We start from the raw sequence: 22,348 nt of genomic DNA, 5'->3' as shown, positions 1-22,348 counted from the left end.
ATGTGTGCTCACTCTCAATATCGGAAATTAGGAAAGCAGAAAAAGTGACTCGTTCAGAAGTTATCCCAATGGTGCTCTTTGCAGCTATCGTTTTTTGTCTTGGCATGAACACTCCCCAGGCAGCAAATGAAATCATTGCGCGACTATTTAATCAATCAATCACAAATAGTGAGCTGCAGCCTTCTGAGGCAGACGTAGAGCGTTTCCAATCGATGTTAACGGATAAGTCTGAAAAGGAAGTACGCCACCTACTTGCCCAACGTGCTTTAGGTAGCAAGATCACTGAATCGGTTCTAGCTGACTTTGCACATAAAAATGAAATTACCCCTGAAGACAGTGAAATTCAATCAGCCTATTCTGTAATAAAGCTGTGGACTGTCGATTTAGACAATGCGGGTGATTACCCTGAAGAAGAGCTTGAGCGCTACCGCATGGCCTTAGCGCAAAGTATGGCTAAAAGCTGGAAAGTGTCTAAAGCACTCTACGAAGCTTATGGCGGTGATGTTGTTTTTCAGCAAGATAACCCGCTTACTCCGGTTGGCGCATACCAGCAGCTTTTCGAGCAATACAGCGAGAAGGGTGAGTTTGTTATCTACGACCCAATATTTAAAGCGGCATTTTGGAGTTCGGTTCGCATGAAATACGCGAAGACTCAAGACCCAGACAATATCGACTTTTCTTTTCCGTGGTGGGAAAGAAGCATGAGCGCCTCTGAAAGCGGTAAAAGCAACTAAAAGACCCACCTTTTCATCATATGTTATGTGAAAAGGTGGATGCGTAGACTAATTGTCAAATTACTCATTAATCTACATAGCCATCTAACTCAGATGACTATTTAGTTCAGGTAGCTATTTAGTTTAAGTAGCTATCGACTTCACGCTCTGCTTCATCGCGATTTTTGCCGTATGCCTGCTGAACCTTACCAATTAATTCTTCTCTGCGACCATCAATTTTATCTAGGTCGTCGTCGGTAAGTTTGCCCCATTTCTGCTGCACTTTACCTTTCATTTCCTTCCAATTACCTTCGATACGATCACTGTTCATAATGTTTTCTCCTTGTCATAATGAATAAAAGCATTTGTTGGCCTTTGGAGTCGACCTGAGTTGCTTACTCAATGATATAGGTGCAATTCACAGTCCAACATGTAAGGTATTGAAATTAATGGCTATTGTTAATTTTGGATTACATGGCGCACTATAATTCGTGCAGTAATTACAAGCGCCTGAAAATTCTGCATGAACAGCGAGAGCTTGCTTACCCTGCTTTTAAACTATTTACAGACGCTTCGCTTAAACTATTAATAAACGCTTCGCTATCTTGCCGCTTTTCTATTTTATGCTGGTCTTCACTACGGCCTTTTTTCCAGTAGCTACTAATATAAAGCTGTTCGTGAGGCAGTTTTTTTTCGTCTTTCAGCCAGCGTCTTATATTTCGCATATCGCTGAATTCGCAAGCTATCCATACGGCAGGTAAGCCTTCGTGCCACGAAAGTGAAGCCACAGCTTCAGGCAAAGGTGCTTTTGCTTCCCATACAATTTCAACGTCGTCGGGCTTATTTACGTTGACGATATCACCCTCACTTTCAACAGTAATAACCGCATAGCCCTTTGTGTTTTTAGGTAGCGCAGCGAGGTGATTCTTAATACTTGGTAAGGCGGTCATATCTCCTGCAAGTAAAATCCATTGGTAGGTGTCGCTTAACCCTTTACTGGTTCCTGGGCCTGCCAGCAGTATGGTATCGCCAGGTTTGGCAGAGCTTGCCCATGCTGATGCGGGACCCGTTGCGCCATTACTGGCGTGTAGCACCATATCAATAGTCATTTCAGGTATCGATGGATTAAAGCTATTTACCGTGTAAGTACGCATTGCAACTTGGCTTTTATCGACCACATCGGTAAGCGGTTGGCCTTCAAGGTCAAACATCAACTTAACGTAAGCCCCTGGCGTTGTTGACGGAAATGTACGAAGCGCTTCGCCACCTAAATGAATTCTTTGGATAGAAGGGGAAATACGGCTTGTTTTGGTTACTTCTGCAAGACGCGGACTTGGTTTTGACATTATTGACTCCTCGATTTAATAATTACCATATTAGTTGATAATGATTATCATTAACATGTGCAAAATGCGGACAATAAAGCTAATTCAATTCGACTTTTTAGAAAGCGCTAAAATAAGAAAACAAATAGAAAAAGAGAGGGGATAAAAACAGGAAAGGTAGAAAAGAAAAAGGGGCATAACGCCCCTTAAAAAAACACAATATCACTTGGAAAACACATACACACTACATAAAACCGAACACTCAACGACTCCATGTATAAGTAAGAGGGCAAAGTTTAGAAAAGGTTCCACATTTATTTAACTTTATTTCGCTAAACACATAAATAAGTCAATATTTTCTGAGGTGACGTTCAAAAAGTAACGTGTTTAATGGGCTGCCGACCGCCTTATTTTATAAAGTGTGAGTAAAACGACGCATGAAATAAGAGCCATTAATATACTGGCTGCTGCAAATGGCAGTGCAATGTTAACTTGATAGAGTGTTGCAGCCAGTGGCGGGCCTACAATATATCCCATTGCCGTTGTTGCGGTAATTAAACCGGTAATTGATGACTGTTGCGACGGTGAGCAATAGGTTGTCGCTGCTGCAGCAAGAGACGGGTAGGCCATGCCCATACCCACGCCCATAATTGCCATGCCCAGATAAGAGACTGTAAAACTTTCCTGTAAAAACAGGACTAGGTAAGCCAAGGAAAGCAGCGGTAATGCTATCGACATCATGCTTTCTTTGCTTATGCGAGCTCTTTGCACCACAGTAAACTGCACTGTGAGTGAGGTTACTGCGCTCATCATCATCGCAAAACCCACTAATCGTGCGGCTTCAACAGGGCTTTTAGCATAAAAATCGATAAAGAAGAAACCCATGGTTTGCTGCATCATTGCCATTGCTGCAAATACGCAAACGCAGCTAGCAACAAAAACATAGGGTAAACGTGTTGGGTTATCTTGTACCAAATTTTGCGATTGAGTCTGTTTTTCTGAAGATTGCGGCGGTAATACAGGTAGCTTAAAAACGACTAATATAAGTGCCAACATTGTTAAAATGACGATGCTATAAAGGGGAGCGAGCAATCCAAAGCCCACAAGCAGCCCCGCATAGGCAGGTCCTATAATTTGACCAACATTACTAGCCGAGGTGACTTTGCTTATAGCGCTTACACGCCCAGAGGCTGAGCTAATCGCCACCGCGTAGCCCACAGCAGATGGAGGCGTCGCTGACATAATAGTAGATTGTAGACTGCGGCTAATAAGCAGTGCTAAAAAAAGGTTAGTTCCGCTGATGATGCCGGAAAAGCCTGCCATCCATGCACTTGCAAAAGCAAAGGTTCCTGCACTGTATCCTGCAAGCCCAACAATTAGGATGCGTTTAAACCCAGCTCGCCGCGCTATTTTGCTCCACACATTGGTGCCAATAGCAAAGATCAGCGCCGAGCTAGACATTATTGTAGCGATATGAAACTCAGATAGATTAGCTTCTCGCCCCATTGACGGTAACGTGGCAAGCATAACGCTTTGCCCCACCGATGTAGCAAGGAGCGCACAAAACAGAACTCTGAATACGATTGCCGACGAGGGCTGTAACCTTGATGAAGACGGCAAAAGACGGGATACCTAACAAAAATTGTACACCCTATTATGGTATCACGAAGTCATGGTGTTGCTTAATTTAGGGCAAAAAAATACCCGCCAAAGGCGGGCAAAAATCAGAGTTGTGTAAAGACCGGGATGGGTCTTGGGGGGGAGAGGCTAGTCGTCATGTGACAACTCATTGATAGTGTACGGGGTACATACCAACGTCCTCGCTATGGTTTCGCTGAAGTAACACACAGTCTTCAACGATACCAAATAAGTTACAATCCCTTGCTAGATACGACGTCAATGTCGATACTTTCGATGAGGGTACTGAGAAAAGTTATTTAAGTTCCGTATTAAATAGCCTTTTTGCATCCTGCTCAGTTTTATTGAGTTAATCCCAACTCAACCGCATCATCGATTAGTAGCATAACGGACATTCAGTGTCCTAAAGCGTGGTTCGGTTCAATCCATTTATCCGTGGTTGACACATTCCTTTTAATCGTGACAATTGTCTACCTACCAAACTCGCTTTTACGTAATATGGACTCTCCATTTCAAAAGCCTTCCTGGCTTCACATTACGCTCTTACCTTATCCGTTAGTATAATACATGCTTGAACTGTGCCATCTTTCTTTTCCTGCTTGAAAATTAATTATATTGTTGTTTTGTATAGGCTTTTTAGTTTTTCTCGGTTTATTTGTTAATTTTCGAGTAAAACGCGATAATTACCGAGTGTAAAATTTTCTTAATGTTTGAAGTTTTTTACACGCACTTTAACCAATTAACACTCCTCGGCGATTACTTTTAAAACGCTGCCTATTTCAGTCATTATTTGACGACGTATTCCAAGAGCTAATTCAAAGCACTAGTTCAAAGTACTGGCTCAACACTTTATCCCGAAAGGCTATAAAGAAAAATTGAATCAATGATTTAACATAAGAATATCTTTATATGGAGGGTTGCCTATTTAAGGTGGCGCGTGAAGTGAGTGTTAAGTCCGGCGCTGAATCTATTAAAAGAATAAGTATTGGAGTCTTCATTTAAACGCGCAATAAGCCAAGGGCTAAAGCGGGCATTAAAAGCGCTTGGTTTAAAATGCGAGCGCTAGCTAGCACAATATCTAAGTATAAAATGGCAAAGCTCTAGGCAAACTTCATACTACGCCTCAAAAATATAGGTGTAAGACAGCGTTTTTCTCTCGATACATATCTTGATGTCGTCTTCGCTTAGCCCACTGTTTTGCAGTACTTGGCGGGCGATTGTTTTTGACGACATTGTGCTGTGCTCGTCTATAAGTGTAGCAAATGCTTTCGTGATGTAGCTTTGTAGCGCCATGGCGTTTCACCATTTGTGTTGAACAAATTTTAAACGTTTAGTTTTGTCAATTTGATCACACCAACCGAAGTACATCGATTCAACAAAGCACAGGCGAGCAAAAAAAGCCCAACAAAAAAATGCCAACAAAAAAGCCCAACCGAAAAGAAAGCAGAAGCCCACGTTCTTAACGGTTAGATCTTTTCATCACCAATACGTTTAATAAGGCAAATTATCAGTAGCGATAGCTAATCGATATCTGCCATTCGCGCCCAGGATTGGGTACCTTGTCACCAATGGCAACGTCAGACTGCATAACGCGATTTACCCCTGCCGTATGTGGTGCGTAAAACTTGTCAAACAGGTTGTTTATCTGAGCGGTTAGCTGAAAGTTTCTATGAGGCTGCCATCGGGAAGATATATGCAATAAGCCATAGCCTGGTGTGCTGTCCTCGTTTTGTAATGACGAGGTGTGGCTCTGTCTTCCTACTAGCTCAGAGGTAACACTCATTGTCACTGGTGTTGTCAACACCGAGGTCTGCCAATCTATGGTGGTTAAAAGGCGTTCAGGGGCTATACGAAATAGGGCATCATCAATATCGTCTCGATTACCGTGTTGTATACTCAATACCGAATTTAGTGAAACCGTGTCCGAAAGCTGTCCGTTAACAGTCACATCGGCCCCCGTTATCACTGCGTCAGTGTTGCTCCACATAAAAGGGGCACGACCAGACATCATGGTGGAAAACATGTTTGCGGCCATGTTTGAGGAGGGCGAACCGGCAATATAATTTTCTATGTCTTGGTAAAACAGACGGGGTGAGATTTGCCACGATGCCATGGTGTAATCGATGCCTATCTCAAATTGCCGTGCAGTTTCGTTTTCTAACTCAAGATTGCCAATGTAGTTAAATCCATCCGCAAGCCCGCCAGTAATGCCAAGTGGAAGCCAGGTAAAACGCTCAAAAAACGTGGGCGCTCTATTTTTTGCGACGCACCTAGCACTATGTCGGTTTTATCATTTAAGTGATAAAAAACAGAGGCCGCAGCGTCAACCATATTATAAGTTTTGCTCCGCGGCCCATCATTGAAACTTTGCGCTAAGGAAGCAACAGCCTCGTTCATCATAGTTAGGCTCGAGGCTGCTGCATCTGCATCTAGGTTAACTCTGCTGTAACGCAGGCCAATTAGCGTAGAAAATGTTTTTGATGAATAATCCCATTCGGCGAATGCACTGGTGGTACTGCGGGTGCTGCTACTAAAATTATCAATAAAGAACATAGGGTTGTTAGGGTTAGAAATCACAGAGTTATTACGCCCCTTATGAAGGTTTACTCCCAACCGCAGTTCACCGTCTATCCATGGCGTAACAAAAGTAGTATCGAGCCCTTGCGCCACTGCGTCGGTTGTATTTAAGCGAGCCATGTTGGCCATCATCAGTGGCCGCTGAGAAAAGTTGTCCATAATGTGCTGATTACTGTTTCCAAACACATTAACGGTAAGGTAAGTGTTGGTATCTGCGTTGTAGCGATAACCTAGGCGATACCATGCGGCATCGATAAACGTAATGTCCATAGCGAGGGCGGGTGTGCCGCTTTCATTAGTATTCAGCCACTGATAGCTCGCGTCAAATTGATGTTGCCCAATTTGATGTCCTATGCGCAACTTACCGCCATTTCGTTGATAGTTACTGTTGGGTATTGCTTCTCCGTTACCAGACTCACGCTCTGACCGCTGTTGATGCATAAAGGTGCCGCTGAAGAAACTGTCCTGTGTGGCATAAAAAGCATTTCCTTGATACTGCTGAGCAGAGCCAGGCCCCATTGCGCTTGCGCTGATATTGCCTTGAAATCCATCGGCGATAGAAAACAGCGCATCAGCTGGCGATGCTATATTTACTTGGCCTCCGAGTGTTTGTACTCCTGCACTCACCGGCACAATGCCGCGATACAAGGTAGCAATTAACCCTGGCTCAGGCAGTACGTGGGAAAGAGGCGAGTCCATTGCATTAGGGCCTGCTCCAACAATGTTGACACCATCAACCGATATTCCCACCCTGTCGCCAAACAAGCCTCGATACTGAATGAGTGCAGTAACGGGGCCGTTGCGGGCTATCGATAAACCCGGAAGGGTGCTGAGTTGGTCGCCAAAATCTGCATCCATATTAGTTTGCGGTGTAATTGACTCACTTTTCTGAGAGCGTAATGGCGAGCCGATGACGGTAATGATTTCGGTGGATGCTGATGTTGATGCCGGTGCTATTACCGACTTCGATGCCATTGCCGATGCGGGAGCGCTCTTTTCTGGAGAAAGCGCACTGTTTTTATCAAGGCTGCGGTGGAGGTTTTCGTTAGCGGCGTAGCTTGAGTACGACAAGCCGATGCTCGCCACAGCGAGCGCAATTGCAGATAATTTCATAATACTTCCAAATATTAAATAGAGATGATGCTGCTTGGAATCTACAGACTCTGTGTCAGCAATTTTTTACTAAATGGTGTTATGAAATAGGTGGTGCGCGGCTTAGTGCAGCCGAGTAGGCAAAGGCAGTGTAAGGCTGCTGTTTGAGTCGAGTTTCAAGCGCCTTGTAGCGAATAAAAAGGGCGTCGATAGCATAGTGTGAAACACCGCTATCACTTGATGGAAGGTCTGCCAGTGTACCGTTTGTACAATCGATAGGTTGCGAGTGATCAAGGGTGTCGAGAGTATTCAGTGTATCTGAAAGTGCTGGGAAGTCGGGGGAGTCAAGATTGACATAAACAAATTCGCCTTTCAGTTGAGTTTGACTCACCGAAATGTAGCGCATGTTCTTGCCGGTACAAATTAGCTCTATGTCTTCGCTTACAAGAAGCTGTGCCTGTTGCATTGAAAATGCAGCAAGACCCAGTGCCAATGCATTTTGCATTAGCAATGATAAGCACAACAGCGTGGTAAGCGTAAAACGAATAATGATCTCGTCTCCCCAAATGTTTCAGTTATCCTAGCGCTTTTTACGGGAAGCCGTCTACAGGCAAATGATAAAACTGAGTTAGGGCTGGTTTAAAAGGTAGGATTAAAACAAAAGATTAAGAGAAAGCTCCTTTTATTTTGATATTTGCCTTTTGGAGTTTCCGGTAGAGTGTTCTCACGCTTACGTTTAAGGCTTCAGCGAGTTCTTCTACACTGCCAGTATAATTACGACAAACCTGTTTTAGATAATCTGCTTCAGCGTGCTCAAGCGTCATAATATTTTCTTTTAAGAATGCGTCTGAGTTTGCGGCAGTAAGTGTAGTAGATGTGCTGTTATATGAACCGTTCACTGCACGGTTAAATGTATTATCGGAGCTGTTATTCACAGCGCTATCAGTAGCACTATCAGTAGCTTCGTCAAAAATAGATTCAGGCAGGTCGTGCTCACGAATTGTTGTTTCATTAGCAAGCAGCGCTGCCTGCTCAATTATATTTTTTAACTCTCTAATATTGCCAGGAAAGGAATAAGTAGAAAGGCGGTTTAACACCGTTTTGTGAAGGCGTTTTTTCTCTGCTAGCGCCGATAAAATATGCGTAGCTAACATTGGAATGTCGCTAGGACGCTCTCGCAGGGCCGGCAGCTGAATGGGAAACCCTGCTATTCGGTAATAAAGATCTTGTCTAAATTCGCCACGCTGAACCATCGCTTTTATGTTTTTGTGAGACGCACAAACAAGTCTAAAGTTCGCTTTTTTTACAGTCGTGCTGCCCACCGGGCGGTAGGTTTGAGTTTCGAATAAGCGCAGTAATTTCACCTGCATGGCTAATGGTACGTCACCAATTTCATCAAAAAACAATGTGCCGCCCTCAGCGGCCTCAACCAGCCCTTTTTTACTTGAAAACGCACCAGTGAAAGCGCCTTTTTCGTAACCAAAGAGCTCGCTTTCAAATAACGCATCAGACAGCCCTGTGCATTCAATCACAACAAAAGGCTTGTTGGCACGGTAACTTGCAGAGTGCAAAGCCTGTGATACAAGCTCTTTTCCCGCCCCAGTTTCACCTTGTAAAAGTACACAAATGTCTGATTTAGCCGCACGATTAATTTTATTCAGCATGGCTTTAAACGCCTCAGACTCACCAATCATTTTACCGGGGGACGGGCTATTCGACGCAAATGTCAGCTTATCCAATACTTCCAGGTAGCCTAATAGTTCCCCCGCGCTACCGAATATTGGCCGCATAAGAATGTCGCAATAGCTTTGGCCTTCATTAGTGGCGTGAATATGCACCGCATTCGCTGCCCTGCCTGTTTTTTTACTTTCCTGCATTGGGCAGGTTTCACCGCATTCATTACATGGTTTGTTGTTTCGATGAGACACGTGATAGCAAGTGCTGAAACCTAACTTTATATCAACAGGGTAGGTGTCCCGATACGGTTTATTGACGGCTTCAATAACGTAGTTAGGGCTAATAAAAATAGCAGGCTTATCAATGGCGTTAATCATGGCTTGAATAATAGATATATTCATATCGCACTCACAAAATACATTAGCTAATCCTAATTTATTATTCCAAATACTATCACGTTGGCACGTTGCTTGTTTATCAAACGCAGAACCTTTGCTGTTAAGACAGCCTTTTCACCGCTGAAATACGTTGAAATAGTGCGAAAACACTGAGGAATTAAACAAACAATCAACACCTAAGGTTGGCAAGATGAATCCCTACTCATTTGACAATATCGCGACAAGTATAAGTACTAGCAAAAAAACGCCTCTACGCAAAGGGCTTGTGGTCATCAGTGCCTTCGCTTGCACCGTAGCCATACTGGCCACAGGGGCGGCAAATGCAACACAGAAACCGGCTTCACCAGATCATTTAGAAGACATCCGCATGGAAGCCAGAGGCCATGCAAAAGCCCTCGGCGGCGCGCTAAAAGTAAGGCTGCAGCAAGCGATTAAACGCGGTGGCTTAGAGGCAGGCGTCGCAGAGTGTAAACTGGTGGCAGAGCCCATAGCACAGTCGTTAAGTAACGAGGGTTGGACAGTAGGTAGAACCGCATTAAAAGTACGAAACCCTAATAATACAGCAGATGAATGGGAACAAACTCAACTAGCTCACTTTGCTGAGCAGCTATCACAAAACCTGCCAGGCCCTTTAGAAGCGATGCATGTGGATGAGCAGACAGGAGAAGTGCGATATATGAAGGCTATTCAAACTGGCCAAGTATGCACAGCGTGCCATGGCAATAATATCGCGCCTGACGTTTACCGTACCATCAAAGAAGCATACCCCAACGACGAGGCCACCGGATTTGATGTTGGAAGTTTAAGAGGTGCCTTTTCTCTTACCTATTTGCCACCTAAGCCACAGGCAGATTAGCTACCCACATTTATACTCAAGACATGTCAAATTTGTCATTTAATTGTCAAATTTGACATTTTTTATCTCGTCAGTCCTTTGCGTTAGATCAAAACCCTGCCTCTTCCTCCATGCAATAATTTTTATCACGGTAAATCAGTTTGCTCGTTGCTTTTACAGCAGGGGAGCTTTGCTGCTAGCTGTTACATGCATTAAGCCAATTACTTTAACCAACGCCAGATGCGAGCTGCGCATCTAAGATACAAGGGAGATAACCCATGAGCGATACGTTAATAGAACTATCGCGGTGGCAATTTGCGTTAACCGCAATGTTCCACTTTATATTTGTACCCCTAACCCTGGGGCTTAGCTTTTTGCTGGCCATTATGGAGTCGGTCTATGTCATGACCGGTAAAGAAATATACAAACAAATGACTCAGTTTTGGGGCAAGTTGTTTGGTATCAATTTCGCTATTGGCGTGGCGACAGGCCTTACCATGGAATTCCAGTTTGGAATGAATTGGTCATATTACTCCCATTACGTGGGTGATATTTTTGGTGCTCCCCTTGCCATCGAAGGATTAATGGCGTTTTTTCTAGAGTCGACCTTTGTAGGTCTCTTTTTCTTTGGTTGGGACAAAATGTCTAAGGTTAAACACCTTATGGCAACGTGGCTGGTAGCCATTGGCTCAAATTTCTCTGCACTGTGGATCCTCATTGCTAACGGCTGGATGCAGTATCCAGTAGGTGCAGAGTTTAACTTTGAAGCAATGCGCATGGAAATGACGAGCTTCGCTGAAGTTATTTTCAACCCTGTGGCGCAAGTTAAGTTTGTGCATACGGTTTCAGCAGGATACGTCACCGGCGCTATCTTTGTGTTAGCTATATCTAGCTATTACTTGCTTAATCACAAGCATATTGCGTTTGCCCGTCGTTCGTTTGCTATTGCGGCAAGCTTTGGCTTAGCAGCAACCCTATCGGTCATCGTATTAGGTGACGAAAGCGGGTATGAACTTGGCGATGTGCAAAAAGTAAAACTTGCGGCGGTTGAAGCCGAGTATGAGACGCACCCAGCGCCTGCTCCCTTTACTGTGTTTGGATTGCCTAACGACGAAAAGCAAGAGACCGAATATGCAATTCAAATCCCGTGGGCTATGGGCATTATTGCCACTCGCTCTCTCACTGAAGAAGTCACAGGGATAAAGGATCTCAAAGAACAAAATCGAGCGCGCATTTTGGAAGGCATCAAAGCGTATGAATTGCTTGATAGCGTGCGAAGCGGCACGGCAACAGAGCAAGAACTCGCCACGTTTGAAGCGCACAAAGACAGTTTAGGCTATGCCATGCTGCTAGAGCCTTACGCTAACGATGTTACCAACCCGTCTGACTTAGCGTTGCAACAAGCGGTGGACTACAGTATTCCGCCCGTCGCTCCGCTGTTCTGGAGTTTCCGATTGATGGTGGCGTCTGGCTTTATCATGTTGGCGCTGTTTATCTGTGCCTTTTACTACAGCACAAAACACCGGATTACTCAGCCCCGCTGGCTGTTGAAAGCGTCTTTGTTTAGCTTGCCTCTACCTTGGGTAGCCAGTGAAGCAGGGTGGTTTGTGGCCGAATATGGGCGTCAGCCGTGGTCAATTGCAGAAATATTACCCGTGCATGCCTCTGTATCTAATCTTGCTGTCAGTGATGTTGTAACCACTATGGTTGCCTACACCGCGTTTTATACTGTCATGTTTATTATCGCATTTTACCTAATGAAAAAGTTTGCCAAAAAAGGGCCAGTACCACCTGAAGAAACGCAGAGTGAATCTGAACTCGAGTTAATTGATATCGACAATGAAGGAGCAAAAGCATGATTGATTACGAGATGCTTCGCGTAGTGTGGTGGTGCTTAGTGGGCGTGTTGCTTATTGGCTTTGCGGTTACCGATGGTTTCGATTTAGGCGTGGGTGCGCTACTCACCCTCATCGGTAAAAACGATAAAGAGCGCCGCGTTATGATTAACACCATAGGCCCTCATTGGGATGGCAATCAGGTGTGGTTTATCACTGCAGGTGGCGCTATTTTTGCCGCTTGGCCCATGATTTACGCAACGGCCTTTTCGGGCTTTTACTTAGCCCTCGCGCTCACATTGATTGCGCTGTGGATGCGTCCTATTGGGTTTGATTACCGCAGTAAGTTACCTAACCCTCAATGGCGTAAAGCCTGGGATTGGGCATTGTTTGCAGGTGGCGTTATCCCTTCACTTATCTTCGGTGTCGCCTTTGGAAACCTGTTGTTAGGTGTGCCTTTTGAGATGGACAACACCTTGCGTTCAACTTACACAGGGTCTTTCTTTGGTTTGCTTACGCCTTTTGCACTTGTGGCTGGCCTATTGTCAGTAGCCATACTGCTGAATCACGGCGCTACGTGGCTGCAAATGAAAACCGATGGGTTTATCGCGGTTCGTGCCCGCGCCGTCTCTATTGTGTTGAGTTTAGTTGGGGTTGTGCTGTTCGTTCTTGCGGGTATTTGGGTGGCGTTCTTAGACGGCTTCGTTATTACCTCGGCAGTGGATACGATAGCCACGTCAAACCCGCTGAAAAAAGAAGTAGCAGTGGAAGCTGGAGCCTGGTTAAACAACTACCGCGATTATCCGCTAACCATTATTGCTCCTGTGTTAGGTACTGTTGCTGGTCTTGCTTGTGCGTTTTTCTCTAAAAGAGGTAACGGTGGGATGGCTTTCGTATCGAGTGCGCTTTTCATTGCAGGGGTTATTTTAACCGCGGGAATGTCCATGTTTCCATTTCTAATGCCTAGTATCACCATGCCGAATGCAAGCCTGACCGTTTGGGATGCTACCTCAAGTCATCTTACATTAAACGTGATGTTTATCGTTGCATGCATCTTTGTACCCATTGTGCTGAGTTACACGGCGTATAGCTTTTATGTCATGCGCGGTCGCATTAAAAACGACGACCTAGACCAATCTCATACTATTTATTAAGGAGACGATTATGTGGTATTTCGCTTGGATATTGGGTGTTTTGCTAGCGTGTTCGTTTGGCATTATTAATGCCATGTGGCTGGAGTCGACAGAGAATATGGACCGGCCTGAAGACGCAGACTAACCCTGTTTTAAAATATAGAAATGTAGACCGCAACAACCTAGCTAGCTCAGTTAATGAAGTTAGCTAAGATAGTGCAGTTAGTTAAGTTAGTTAAGTTAGTGCAGCTAGTTTGCATAAAGCAGGCGCAGCCACTTACACAATAGTGAAGGTGGCTGCACCTATTTTTGAATTAGTTTTTACGCGTGCTTTTGAATAACGCTAGACACACACAATAATATTAAACGAGTAAACAGTGACTAAAGAAAAGGTTCCCAACCGACAAACACTGACTTCCTGGTGTAGGCAGCTTGATGAGGCGCATAAGCTTGGTGTGCGTACATCACAAACACGTCTGGTCGTCATTAAGTGTTTGTCGCTTTTTTCTTTAATCATTGGTTTTTATTTTTTCTCTCATATCGCCCATAGCTGGGTAGTTAATAAGGTTCATGGAACACACTCTCATATCATCGGTCTTGGCCTTGCTTTACTGTTTGCCTGGCTACTGCAAGGGGTGTCTAACCACAAGTCTCTAGACACTAAAACCAATACATTGGCAAAGCTAGAGAAAGCCCTAACGGCGGTTTTTGCCAATCGTCAGCACGCACTGGTTCGACAGCAAACAGTGTTTTACTGGCAGTCGCTGTGGCAAAAGCAATTGCACGACGTAACTGACTGGGCAGTAGAATATAGCGTGCAGCAAGCCATCGCGGTAATAGTACCGCTACTCGCGCTGGCGGTAATATTTGTTGTGAACCCCGTTATCGGTGCAGGACTGCTCGTCACTTTGCCGGTGGTGCCTTTGTTTATGATCATTGTAGGCAAAGGGGCAGCCGCACTTCATCAGAAACACTTTATAGCACTGTCCCGTCTTGGCAGTATGTTTACAGATAGATTGGCGGCACTGCCTATGTTGTCCACCTTTCAAGCTCACGAAAAGCAAACCGATTTACTCAAAGAGGCAAGCGAGACCTTAAATTTACGCACCATGAAAGTGGTGAGTGTTGCTTTTTTATCTAACAGCGTACTGGATTTTTTTGCCACCTTATCTGTGGCGCTAGTCGCGGTTTTCATCGGCTTTACACTACTTGATGAGCTAAATGTTGGCCCTGAAATTACTTTGCAACAGGGCCTGTGGATCCTACTTGTTGTTCCTTTACTGCTAAGTGAAATGAAAAGGTTAGGACAAATCTATCACCAAAAAGCACAGGCCGAGTCTGCTATGGAAGCACTTAAACCAATTGTGGCGAGCTCCTTTTGTGATACCGAAATGAAAGACGATACAGTGGACGCAACGCAAACCATCTCAGCGCATGGTGAAAATGCCAATCGATTTGTTGCAGAAAAATTCGCGGTATTTGATGAGCTGGCAGAGGCAGGGCAAGGCAAGAACGCCATAGTCAGTGCGCAAACCCTGACGCTTAATAAAGGCGACTGCATTTTACTTAGCGGTCGTTCAGGGAGCGGCAAAACCCTGCTTTTAGAGGCATTAGCAGGTCAGCGCCGTGCAACACATCGCTGTCAGTGGCCGTCAATATGGTTAACTCAGCACCCTGTTATTTTACCCAGCAGCGTAAGAGACAATTTGTGTTTATACGACCGATACACAGACCAGCAGCTACTAGCGATGTTAGAAAAAGTCGAGCTGTCCCATTGGCTTAAGCAGCTACCCTTTGGTTTAGATACCCTAATGACCGACTACCCGCTACTTTCAGGTGGCGAGGCGCAGCGCCTAAGCATAGCGAGAGCCCTATTGCGCGATCGCCCATTATGGTTACTCGATGAGCCCACAGCACACCTTCCCGATGAGCAGCACCATCGAATAGCGCAACTTATCTACCGACTAACTCAGGATAAAACAGTGATATGGGCTTCACATAAAGCGTTGCCAGCCAATTGGTTTTCTGGTTTCTGGCACGTAGAGCACCAACAGGTTATTAATAAACATCCGTTGAGTCATGCTGAAAAGAAAGAGCAGTAAAATGAAGAATGAAAGCAGGCCTGCCTACATAACCCTTGTACTTGCTGTGGTTCACGCTACCGCCGGGCTCAGTATCTTAGTGATTTCTTCATGGTTTATCGCCATCAGCGCAATTGCACCAATGGGGTTTAACTACGTGATTCCCGCCGTGGTCATTCGTGGTTTGGCGCTGCTTCGTATAGCATCGGGATATGCCAGTATGTGGGTTGGCCATAAGGATCTGCTAGGTCGAATTGCAGCCGTGAGAATGGATGTTTTCTCACAACTACACAACTGCCAATTAGACGACAAAGCATCGTCTACGGAAGCATTAGCGCAGCACACCGAAGTGCTTGCTAGCAAATGGATAGCGTGGATTTCCCCCTTATCTAGCGTTCTATTTATTTTTACTGTGACGTGTATAACTGCGTTATGGACGAGCCTTCCCGGTGCTATTTATCTCGTTATTTTGTACTGCGCATGGATTATTCTGCTTACCCTTCAATGGCTAAGTGCATTAGCGATAGCGCGTGAAAACACAGAAGCAACGAGCGCATTTAGACGTGCTTCCTCACACTTTTTGGCGGCAAGCCCAATTTGGCATTTGAATAGCAAAAAGAATGTTGAAAATGCCCCAAGCGCGGCGTCTGTATGGCAGCAGCAGCTTCAGCAAAAGAGAAAGACAATACATACAGTGTGGATGTTCCAAGGTGCCGCTTTTTTACTTACGTTGTTATTGATGGCCGGTGTATTGCCGTTTGCAGAGGTCGCCGTGTTTGCTCCCATCGCGCTTATTGTGCCAATGGTGTTGTTAGCCGCGCCAGATTGGGCGTCGGCTAGCTTTAATGCGGTAGCAAATGCGGCGCAACATCAACAGAGCAGTAACGCGTTAGATAGCTTGAACACATCGCCTATACGGCATTTGGCAGAAAAACCGGTGTTAACGTCTTTACAGCTTACGCATTTTGCGGCGAAAGGTCGCAGTACTGTGCCGGTAACCATCAACTTACCTGCAAAGGGTGTGGTAGCGATAAGCGGTGCATCTGGCTGTGGGAAGTCATCTCTTTTGCAGGCAATAGCCGGCTTATTACCCGCTACGGCTAACGGTGAGCGAAAAGTAGATGGTCACGCCTTACCCGAAGGTTTGGTAAAGCGTTGGTTATATGTAGAGCAAGAACCCATTATCTTATCTGGCAGCATTAAAATGAATTTAGACCCCGCAGGGTGTGATATTTCGCAAAAAAGCATGTGTGAATTATTATCAGCATTGGGCTTGGACACGCTTTTACCGTTAACAAATTGGGTTGGAAAGTCGGGCAGGCAACTATCTGGTGGAGAGCGAAAACGGCTTGCTTTAGCACGAGCCGTGTTAGCTGAGCCAATCGTGTTAATGGTTGATGAGCCGTTTGAAGGCCTTGATATTAGAACCCAAGAGCAGGTGTGCGCTTTACTAGAAAAAGAGGCTCAGCGTAGATTAGTTATCGTGGCCTCTCATGTGCTACCCACTGCGCTGTCTATTGATAAGCATGTGGTGTTAGAAGAAGCGAATGTAGAAAACACAGGGTTGCACGAGCGCCAGTTGGCGTAAATTGGTTTGCTTTCTTTGCGGCCACGTAATTAGAGTTTAGTTTTATCTAACCTCAAACGATTCGGTAATTTGCTCTAAGGTTTTCCCCTTAGTTTCAGGGAAGTATTTAACGACCAATACTAAGCTTACTAGGGCAAAAATACCGTAGGAGAAAAAGGTCGCCGCAGCGCCTAAATTCATTAACTCCCAAGGAAAAACAAGCTGTACTAAAAAGCTGGTGAGTGAATTAATCACGCCCACAAGAGATATGGCGATAGCCCGGGTTTGATTAGGGAATATTTCCGCTAGCATGGCCCACATTACAGGGCCAAGGGATACAGCAAAAGACGCCACGAAGGCAATAATGCCAAATAGCACTAAGGGCGCGTTCATAGTAATACTGCTGTTGAGTATATTTTGCTGGTGTGTGTCATATTCAGCGGTGGTCAGCGTAGCCTGCAGACTCTGTTTAAAGGTGACGTCTGAGTAGTACACCACATCTTTTATCTCTGTGAGCTTGGCAGCAAGCTGCTGGTCTGTTTGTTGTATTACTGCAATATCGCTGCTGTCAATTTCATACACTGCCTGTTTAAAGCCGTAGGCACATACTGTCATGCTGATAGCAACACCGCAAAGGCCAATAATAAGCAGCGGTTTTCTGCCCCATTTATCGATGGTTAACATGGCAACCACGGTAAATGCGACGTTCACCAGGCCAATCCAAACCGCTTGCATAAATGCAGCGTCGGTACCCACACCACTTTGTTCAAAAATAGTGGGGGCGTAAAAGAAAATGACGTTAATGCCGGTAATTTGTTGAGCAATGGCGATGGTAATACCAATAAACAATGGATAACGCATCGATTTAACGGTGAGAGAGCTAAGCCGCTCTTTTAACGACCAGCTCTTTTCTGACAGCGATGAGTAAATTTCATCAAGCTGCATTTTTGCTTCACGGGGGTCGAAAAGCGTAGATATTGACTGCTTGGCTTCGTCGGTTTTTCCTTTCAGCATGAGCCAGCGAGGGCTTTTAGGTACAAAGAAAAGCAGGGTAAACCAGAGCGCAGCGGGCAGGGTTTCAAGTCCTAGCATGTAGCGCCAAGTATGGGTATCAATGCCAAGCTCTTTTACCCATGTGAGCTCACTGTTACTGAGCTGCAAGAAATAATAATTACTGAAGTAGGACAGGGCGAAGCCAAGCACGATATTCAGTTGGTTCACCGACACCATTTTGCCTCGGTGTTTAGCCGCGCTAATTTCAGAAATATAAACCGGTGCAATAATTAACGAGCAAAACGCAATACCGCCAATGAAGCGTGCAGCAACCAATAATACATAGTTTGGTGCCAATGCTGAGCAAATGGCCGAGATAAAATACAGTAGTGCAACAATAATAAGTGATTTACGCCTACCAATAGCGTCGCTTATTGCGCCCGCAAACAGCATGGCAAACAATGCGCCAAGGGTAGGAGAGCTTACAACAAAGCCCTGTTGCCAGTCGCTTAAGCCAAATTCAACGTCAATAAAGCCAATGGCGCCAGATATTACACTAGCGTCAAAGCCAAATATAAAGCCTCCAAGGGAGACGATAAGCGTATAGTAAAGCGAGGTAGGCACATTTTTTATCATATTAGCGCTTGCTCAGTGAATGTCTTTCAACGACTTCAGGCACAAACAAATGCTCAATAGCGTGGTTTATCTTGGTGTCGTAGACATTCTTAAGCACCCAGCGCGCGGCCATTTCGCCAAGGGATTGAATGGGGTTATTGATGGTGGTGAGCTTTGGGTATAAATAACGGGAAAACAGCACGTTATCGAAACCCACGATAGACAGATGCTGTGGAATTTCAAGCCCTGCCTCTCGCGCCGCTGTCATTGCACCAGACGCCATTTCGTCGTTGGCGCAGATAAGGGCGGTAATATCAGGAAAGTGCTGTTTCAAATAATGCATGCCCTCTTGCCCCGAGGATTCATGAAAATCACCTTCAAAAATATGGTCGTCTTTTGCTTCAATGCCTGCTTCAGTAAGCGCACGTTTATGCCCAGCTAGGCGATCGCTTGCATCTTTTTTGAATTTGGGGCCGCTAATGTAACCTATCTCTTTATGCCCCTGCTGTATTGCTGCTTGGGCGGCTAAATACCCCCCTTTTTCGTTATCAACAACAAAGCAATGATCATCCAGTCCGTCTACTTTTCGGTTAATAACCACAACGGGTAGGTCGGATTTGCACAAGGTTGTTAAGTACTCATCTGACACCGCTTCAGCATGCAGTATAAGGGCGTCGCACCGGCGACTTTTCAAAAACTCAATGGCGTCATGCTCACGTTTTTCATCCACGTGTCCGGCAGTAATAATAACGTGTTTACCATACAGCTTTAACGCCTGCTCTACGGTGCTCATTAGGTCGCCGAAGTAAGAACCGTGAAGTTCAGAAACTAATAGGCCCACACTATTAGTTCTATTAGATGCTAAGGACTGTGCAATGGCATTTGGCTGATAGCCTAATTCAGCCATTGCGGTCTCAACTTTTTTACGGGTGCGGTCGCTTACTTTCGTGTTTCCATTCATAACGCGGGAAACGGTAGCAAGTGAAACGCCTGCTGCTTCTGAAACTTCGTATATAGTTGCCATGGTGTGGGGTACTTATCCTTTTATCCTATCCCGCTAATGTAACATTAACTCTACTGTTGACCAGTTTTTGATAGGCAATACCACTTTGTTTTAACGTTCTTTTTTGAGTGCTGTAGTCTACATACACAATGCCAAATCGTTTTGTATAGCCAAGTGCCCACTCAAAATTATCCATCAGGCTCCACGCGAAATACCCTTTAATATCCACACCTGCCTTAACGGCATTGTGTACGGCGTTAAGGTGGGAGTTGAAATAGTCAACGCGGTCGCTGTCTGCAACTTCACCCTCTACCATTTCATCATCCATGGCGGCACCGTTTTCGGTAATGTAAATGGGTGGCAGTGAATATCGCTGGTGCAAATCTACTAATAGCTCAGTAAAGGCATCGGGAGTAATTTCCCAGCCCATGGCAGTTAAAGGCACATTCTCAGGTTCTTGTACGTCGAACCAACCATTTTCTGTGGATTTATATACGGTGCGCGTATAAAAGTTAATGCCCAAGAAATCTATTGGCTGAGAGATAATGTCCATGTCTCCCTCGAGAATATCCGGCTGTTGCTCTACGGGCAGTTGGTCGCACACATCCGGGTAGGTGCCTTCAATAATCGGCTGTAAATACCAACGATTATGGTATTCATCGGCAAGCTTTGCGGCCAACTTATCGGCTGGTGATTCTGTGGCACTGTGGCAAGTAGAAAAGTTAAGCACAATACCATTTAAGCTGCTAGGGCATTTCTCGCGAAGCACCTTCATACCTAGACCATGTGCTAACAGCAAATGGTGCGCAGACTTTCTGCCGTTGGCCACGCCGGTTTTGCCCGGTGCATGAATACCGAGTTCGTAGCCTAGGTACGCTGAGCAAAATGGTTCATTTAAGGTAGCGTAAGAATACACTTTATCACCTAACGCACTGGCTACTATGTCAGTGTAATGCGCAAAGGCTGTGGCCGTTTCTCTATTTAACCATCCGCCTTTTTCTTCTAAATACTGAGGAAGATCCCAGTGATACAAGGTGACGAATACTTTGATGTTGCGTTTTACTAACTCGTCAACCAAGTTTACGTAAAACTGCATGCCGATATGGTTGATGGTTCCATCGCTGTTAACCACCCTAGGCCATGAGATTGAGAGTCGATATGCATCAACTCCTAACCCTGCGATGAGTGCAACATCTTCCTGCCATTTTTCCACATGCTGACACGCAATATCACCATTGGAGTTGTCTTCAATGGTGTTATTTTGTGAACAAAATGTGTCCCAAATTGAGTCTAGTCGCCCGCTTCTATCACCCTCTATTTGAAAGCTTGAGGTGGCTACGCCGTATAAAAAGTCCTTTGATAACAACAAGGAGTCGGCGGGCAGCGTAATGTTTGGCATTTTCTCATGTCCTAGGCTTAACAAACTTTGATTATAGTTTGTTATTCATAAATCAAAAATAACATGATTTTTACATTGAATTCGGCAACGCTTCATGTAATTATTCACTGAAATGTAAGCGCTTACAAAGAGTGCATATCTCCATGTAAGCGCTTTCAAATGTTAATTTATCATTAATTACAAAAATAGCAATAGAGGTTATCAGTGGACATACCATCGCAAGCTGAATCACAACCAATGAACAGTGCGGCGCCAAACGGTAATTATCGTTTTGCTCTCATTTCATTAACAACGTTATTTTTCATGTGGGGATTTATTACCTGCCTGAATGATATTCTTATTCCCTATTTGAAAGGTGCGTTTAACCTCACTTTTACACAAGCAATGCTTATCCAGTTTTGCTTTTTTAGTGCGTATTTTATTGTTTCGTTACCCGCTGGCGCAATCGTCTCTAGAATTGGTTACCAAAAAGGCATTGTATTGGGGCTTGGCATAGCCTGCTTGGGATGCATATTGTTCTATCCCGCTGCAGAGAGCCAAATATATGGTGTATTCCTGCTGGCCTTATTTGTGTTGGCATCCGGTATTACCATTTTGCAAGTATCAGCAAATCCGTATGTCACTGCGTTAGGCGACCCAAAAACCGCCTCCTCTCGCCTTACTATGACACAAGCATTTAATTCACTTGGCACCACTGTAGCGCCTTTCTTTGGTTCGTATTTAATGTACGGTGCAACAGGTGAGCACAACGCTGCCACCGCATCGGCTTCTGACGTTCAGATTCCCTACCTTATACTGGCAGCTTCATTGCTATTGCTTGCTCTCGTGTTTTTGTATCTAAAACTGCCTAAGCTTAATCACACCAGCAGTAATACCGGTATCTTCAAAGGTGGCGCGTGGCAGCACAAGCATCTCGTACTCGGGGCAGTCGGTATCTTCATGTACGTAGGCGCTGAAGTGGCTATTGGCAGTATGTTAGTTAACTACCTTGCGAGTCCCTCGGTTGCAGGTTTAACCGAAGCGAAAGCGTCTAAGTTGTTGGCGTATTATTGGGGTGGTGCCATGGTAGGGCGCTTTATCGGTGCATTAATAATGCAAAAAGTGTCTGGTGGTATCGTATTGGCATTTAATTCAGCCATGGCTATCTTTCTAATAGTGCTATCAATATCGACCACGGGACCGCTTGCGTTGTGGACCGTACTTGGTGTGGGTCTGTTCAATTCAATTATGTTTCCTACCATCTTCAGTCTGGCACTTCAGCAGCTTGGTAAGGATACGCCACAGGGCTCAGGCATCTTATGTTTAGCCATTGTGGGCGGCGCTATCATCCCTTTATTCCAGGGTATGTTGGCAGACAGCATCGGAGTGACTATGTCATTCTTGCTACCGGCGTCTTGCTACCTGTATATCGCCTATTACGGTTTGATAGGCAGCCGCGTAACTCAACTGATAAAAGATTAAGGAATC

General features: G+C 45.0%; 19 protein-coding genes. 8 read left to right on the top strand and 11 right to left on the bottom strand.

All coding sequences use genetic code 11. The annotated features are described in order from the left end of the window. Nucleotides 1-44: 44 nt before the first annotated feature. Nucleotides 45-734 carry a hypothetical protein gene (locus AC27HD_RS13555; protein WP_487106511.1) on the top strand — a complete coding sequence of 230 codons (690 nt, stop codon included), beginning with the start codon at nucleotides 45-47 and terminating at the stop codon, nucleotides 732-734. A gap of 118 nt (nucleotides 735-852) precedes the next feature. Here AC27HD_RS13555 and AC27HD_RS13550 read toward each other — a convergent pair whose 3' ends face one another. From AC27HD_RS13550 to AC27HD_RS13515, 8 genes are all read right to left on the bottom strand, one after another. Beyond that, a complete protein-coding gene (locus AC27HD_RS13550) occupies nucleotides 853-1,044 on the bottom strand; it encodes a CsbD family protein (RefSeq protein ID WP_032097668.1) in 192 nt (63 codons plus the stop codon). A gap of 211 nt (nucleotides 1,045-1,255) precedes the next feature. Further along, nucleotides 1,256-2,059, bottom strand: coding sequence for a siderophore-interacting protein (locus AC27HD_RS13545; protein ID WP_487106509.1), 804 nt, complete (start codon nucleotides 2,057-2,059; stop codon nucleotides 1,256-1,258). 366 nt (nucleotides 2,060-2,425) lie between these two features. Further along, nucleotides 2,426-3,658: an MFS transporter gene (locus tag AC27HD_RS13540; protein ID WP_487106507.1), complete on the bottom strand. Its 1,233-nt coding sequence runs from the start codon at nucleotides 3,656-3,658 to the stop codon at nucleotides 2,426-2,428. A gap of 1,134 nt (nucleotides 3,659-4,792) precedes the next feature. Beyond that, nucleotides 4,793-4,969, bottom strand: coding sequence for a hypothetical protein (locus AC27HD_RS13535; protein ID WP_160173378.1), 177 nt, complete (start codon nucleotides 4,967-4,969; stop codon nucleotides 4,793-4,795). 214 nt (nucleotides 4,970-5,183) lie between these two features. Then, complete coding sequence (locus tag AC27HD_RS13530; protein WP_487106669.1) at nucleotides 5,184-5,885, bottom strand: TonB-dependent receptor; 702 nt, start codon at nucleotides 5,883-5,885, stop codon at nucleotides 5,184-5,186. Next, on the bottom strand, nucleotides 5,834-7,366 hold the full coding sequence (locus AC27HD_RS13525; protein WP_487106505.1) for a TonB-dependent receptor: 1,533 nt from the start codon (nucleotides 7,364-7,366) through the stop codon (nucleotides 5,834-5,836). Before AC27HD_RS13525 ends, AC27HD_RS13530 begins: the two co-directional genes overlap by 52 nt. Nucleotides 7,367-7,445: 79 nt before the next feature. After that, nucleotides 7,446-7,850, bottom strand: coding sequence for a hypothetical protein (locus tag AC27HD_RS13520; RefSeq protein WP_235207851.1), 405 nt, complete (start codon nucleotides 7,848-7,850; stop codon nucleotides 7,446-7,448). A 160-nt stretch (nucleotides 7,851-8,010) separates the two neighbouring features. Then, nucleotides 8,011-9,399: a sigma-54 interaction domain-containing protein gene (locus AC27HD_RS13515; protein ID WP_032097776.1), complete on the bottom strand. Its 1,389-nt coding sequence runs from the start codon at nucleotides 9,397-9,399 to the stop codon at nucleotides 8,011-8,013. Nucleotides 9,400-9,610: 211 nt separating this feature from the next. Here AC27HD_RS13515 and AC27HD_RS13510 point away from each other — a divergent pair, with 211 nt between their 5' ends. The 6 genes from AC27HD_RS13510 to AC27HD_RS13485 all read left to right on the top strand — a co-directional run bounded on the left by AC27HD_RS13510 (nucleotide 9,611) and on the right by AC27HD_RS13485 (nucleotide 16,892). Further along, nucleotides 9,611-10,276: a Tll0287-like domain-containing protein gene (locus AC27HD_RS13510; RefSeq protein WP_487106503.1), complete on the top strand. Its 666-nt coding sequence runs from the start codon at nucleotides 9,611-9,613 to the stop codon at nucleotides 10,274-10,276. Between the two features lie 257 nt (nucleotides 10,277-10,533). Then, the gene (locus AC27HD_RS13505; protein ID WP_032097671.1) at nucleotides 10,534-12,114 is read left to right on the top strand and encodes a cytochrome ubiquinol oxidase subunit I; all 1,581 of its coding nucleotides are present in this window, start codon (nucleotides 10,534-10,536) and stop codon (nucleotides 12,112-12,114) included. Beyond that, nucleotides 12,111-13,244 (top strand): cytochrome d ubiquinol oxidase subunit II, encoded by a 1,134-nt coding sequence (cydB, locus tag AC27HD_RS13500; RefSeq protein WP_032097672.1) that lies wholly within the window; start codon nucleotides 12,111-12,113, stop codon nucleotides 13,242-13,244. The genes AC27HD_RS13505 and cydB overlap by 4 nt, the downstream gene beginning before the upstream one ends. A 10-nt stretch (nucleotides 13,245-13,254) precedes the next feature. Further along, nucleotides 13,255-13,368: a cytochrome bd-I oxidase subunit CydX gene (gene cydX / locus AC27HD_RS13495; protein ID WP_032097673.1), complete on the top strand. Its 114-nt coding sequence runs from the start codon at nucleotides 13,255-13,257 to the stop codon at nucleotides 13,366-13,368. 232 nt (nucleotides 13,369-13,600) lie between these two features. Beyond that, a complete protein-coding gene (locus AC27HD_RS13490; protein ID WP_052010360.1) occupies nucleotides 13,601-15,325 on the top strand; it encodes an ABC transporter ATP-binding protein/permease in 1,725 nt (574 codons plus the stop codon). A gap of 1 nt (nucleotide 15,326) precedes the next feature. Further along, on the top strand, nucleotides 15,327-16,892 hold the full coding sequence (locus AC27HD_RS13485) for an ATP-binding cassette domain-containing protein (RefSeq protein ID WP_032097674.1): 1,566 nt from the start codon (nucleotides 15,327-15,329) through the stop codon (nucleotides 16,890-16,892). A 42-nt stretch (nucleotides 16,893-16,934) separates the two neighbouring features. Here AC27HD_RS13485 and AC27HD_RS13480 read toward each other — a convergent pair whose 3' ends face one another. Genes AC27HD_RS13480 through AC27HD_RS13470 form a run of 3 tightly spaced genes read right to left on the bottom strand, consistent with a single transcriptional unit; the run spans nucleotide 16,935 to nucleotide 20,881 of the window. Continuing rightward, nucleotides 16,935-18,500 carry a sugar porter family MFS transporter gene (locus AC27HD_RS13480; RefSeq protein WP_032097675.1) on the bottom strand — a complete coding sequence of 522 codons (1,566 nt, stop codon included), beginning with the start codon at nucleotides 18,498-18,500 and terminating at the stop codon, nucleotides 16,935-16,937. A gap of 1 nt (nucleotide 18,501) precedes the next feature. Continuing rightward, nucleotides 18,502-19,503, bottom strand: a complete 1,002-nt coding sequence (locus AC27HD_RS13475; RefSeq protein WP_032097676.1) for a LacI family DNA-binding transcriptional regulator — start codon at nucleotides 19,501-19,503, stop codon at nucleotides 18,502-18,504. Between the two features lie 25 nt (nucleotides 19,504-19,528). Next, entirely contained in the window at nucleotides 19,529-20,881 is a 1,353-nt protein-coding gene (locus AC27HD_RS13470; RefSeq protein ID WP_032097677.1) for a GH1 family beta-glucosidase, read from the bottom strand. Between the two features lie 204 nt (nucleotides 20,882-21,085). Between AC27HD_RS13470 and AC27HD_RS13465 the strand changes: the two genes are divergently transcribed. Next, a complete protein-coding gene (locus AC27HD_RS13465; protein ID WP_032097678.1) occupies nucleotides 21,086-22,342 on the top strand; it encodes a sugar MFS transporter in 1,257 nt (418 codons plus the stop codon). Nucleotides 22,343-22,348 lie beyond the last annotated feature (6 nt).

Source organism: Alteromonas sp. 4NS20-0143 (genome assembly GCF_057542855.1).
This window is presented reverse-complemented; position numbering and strand designations above follow the sequence as displayed.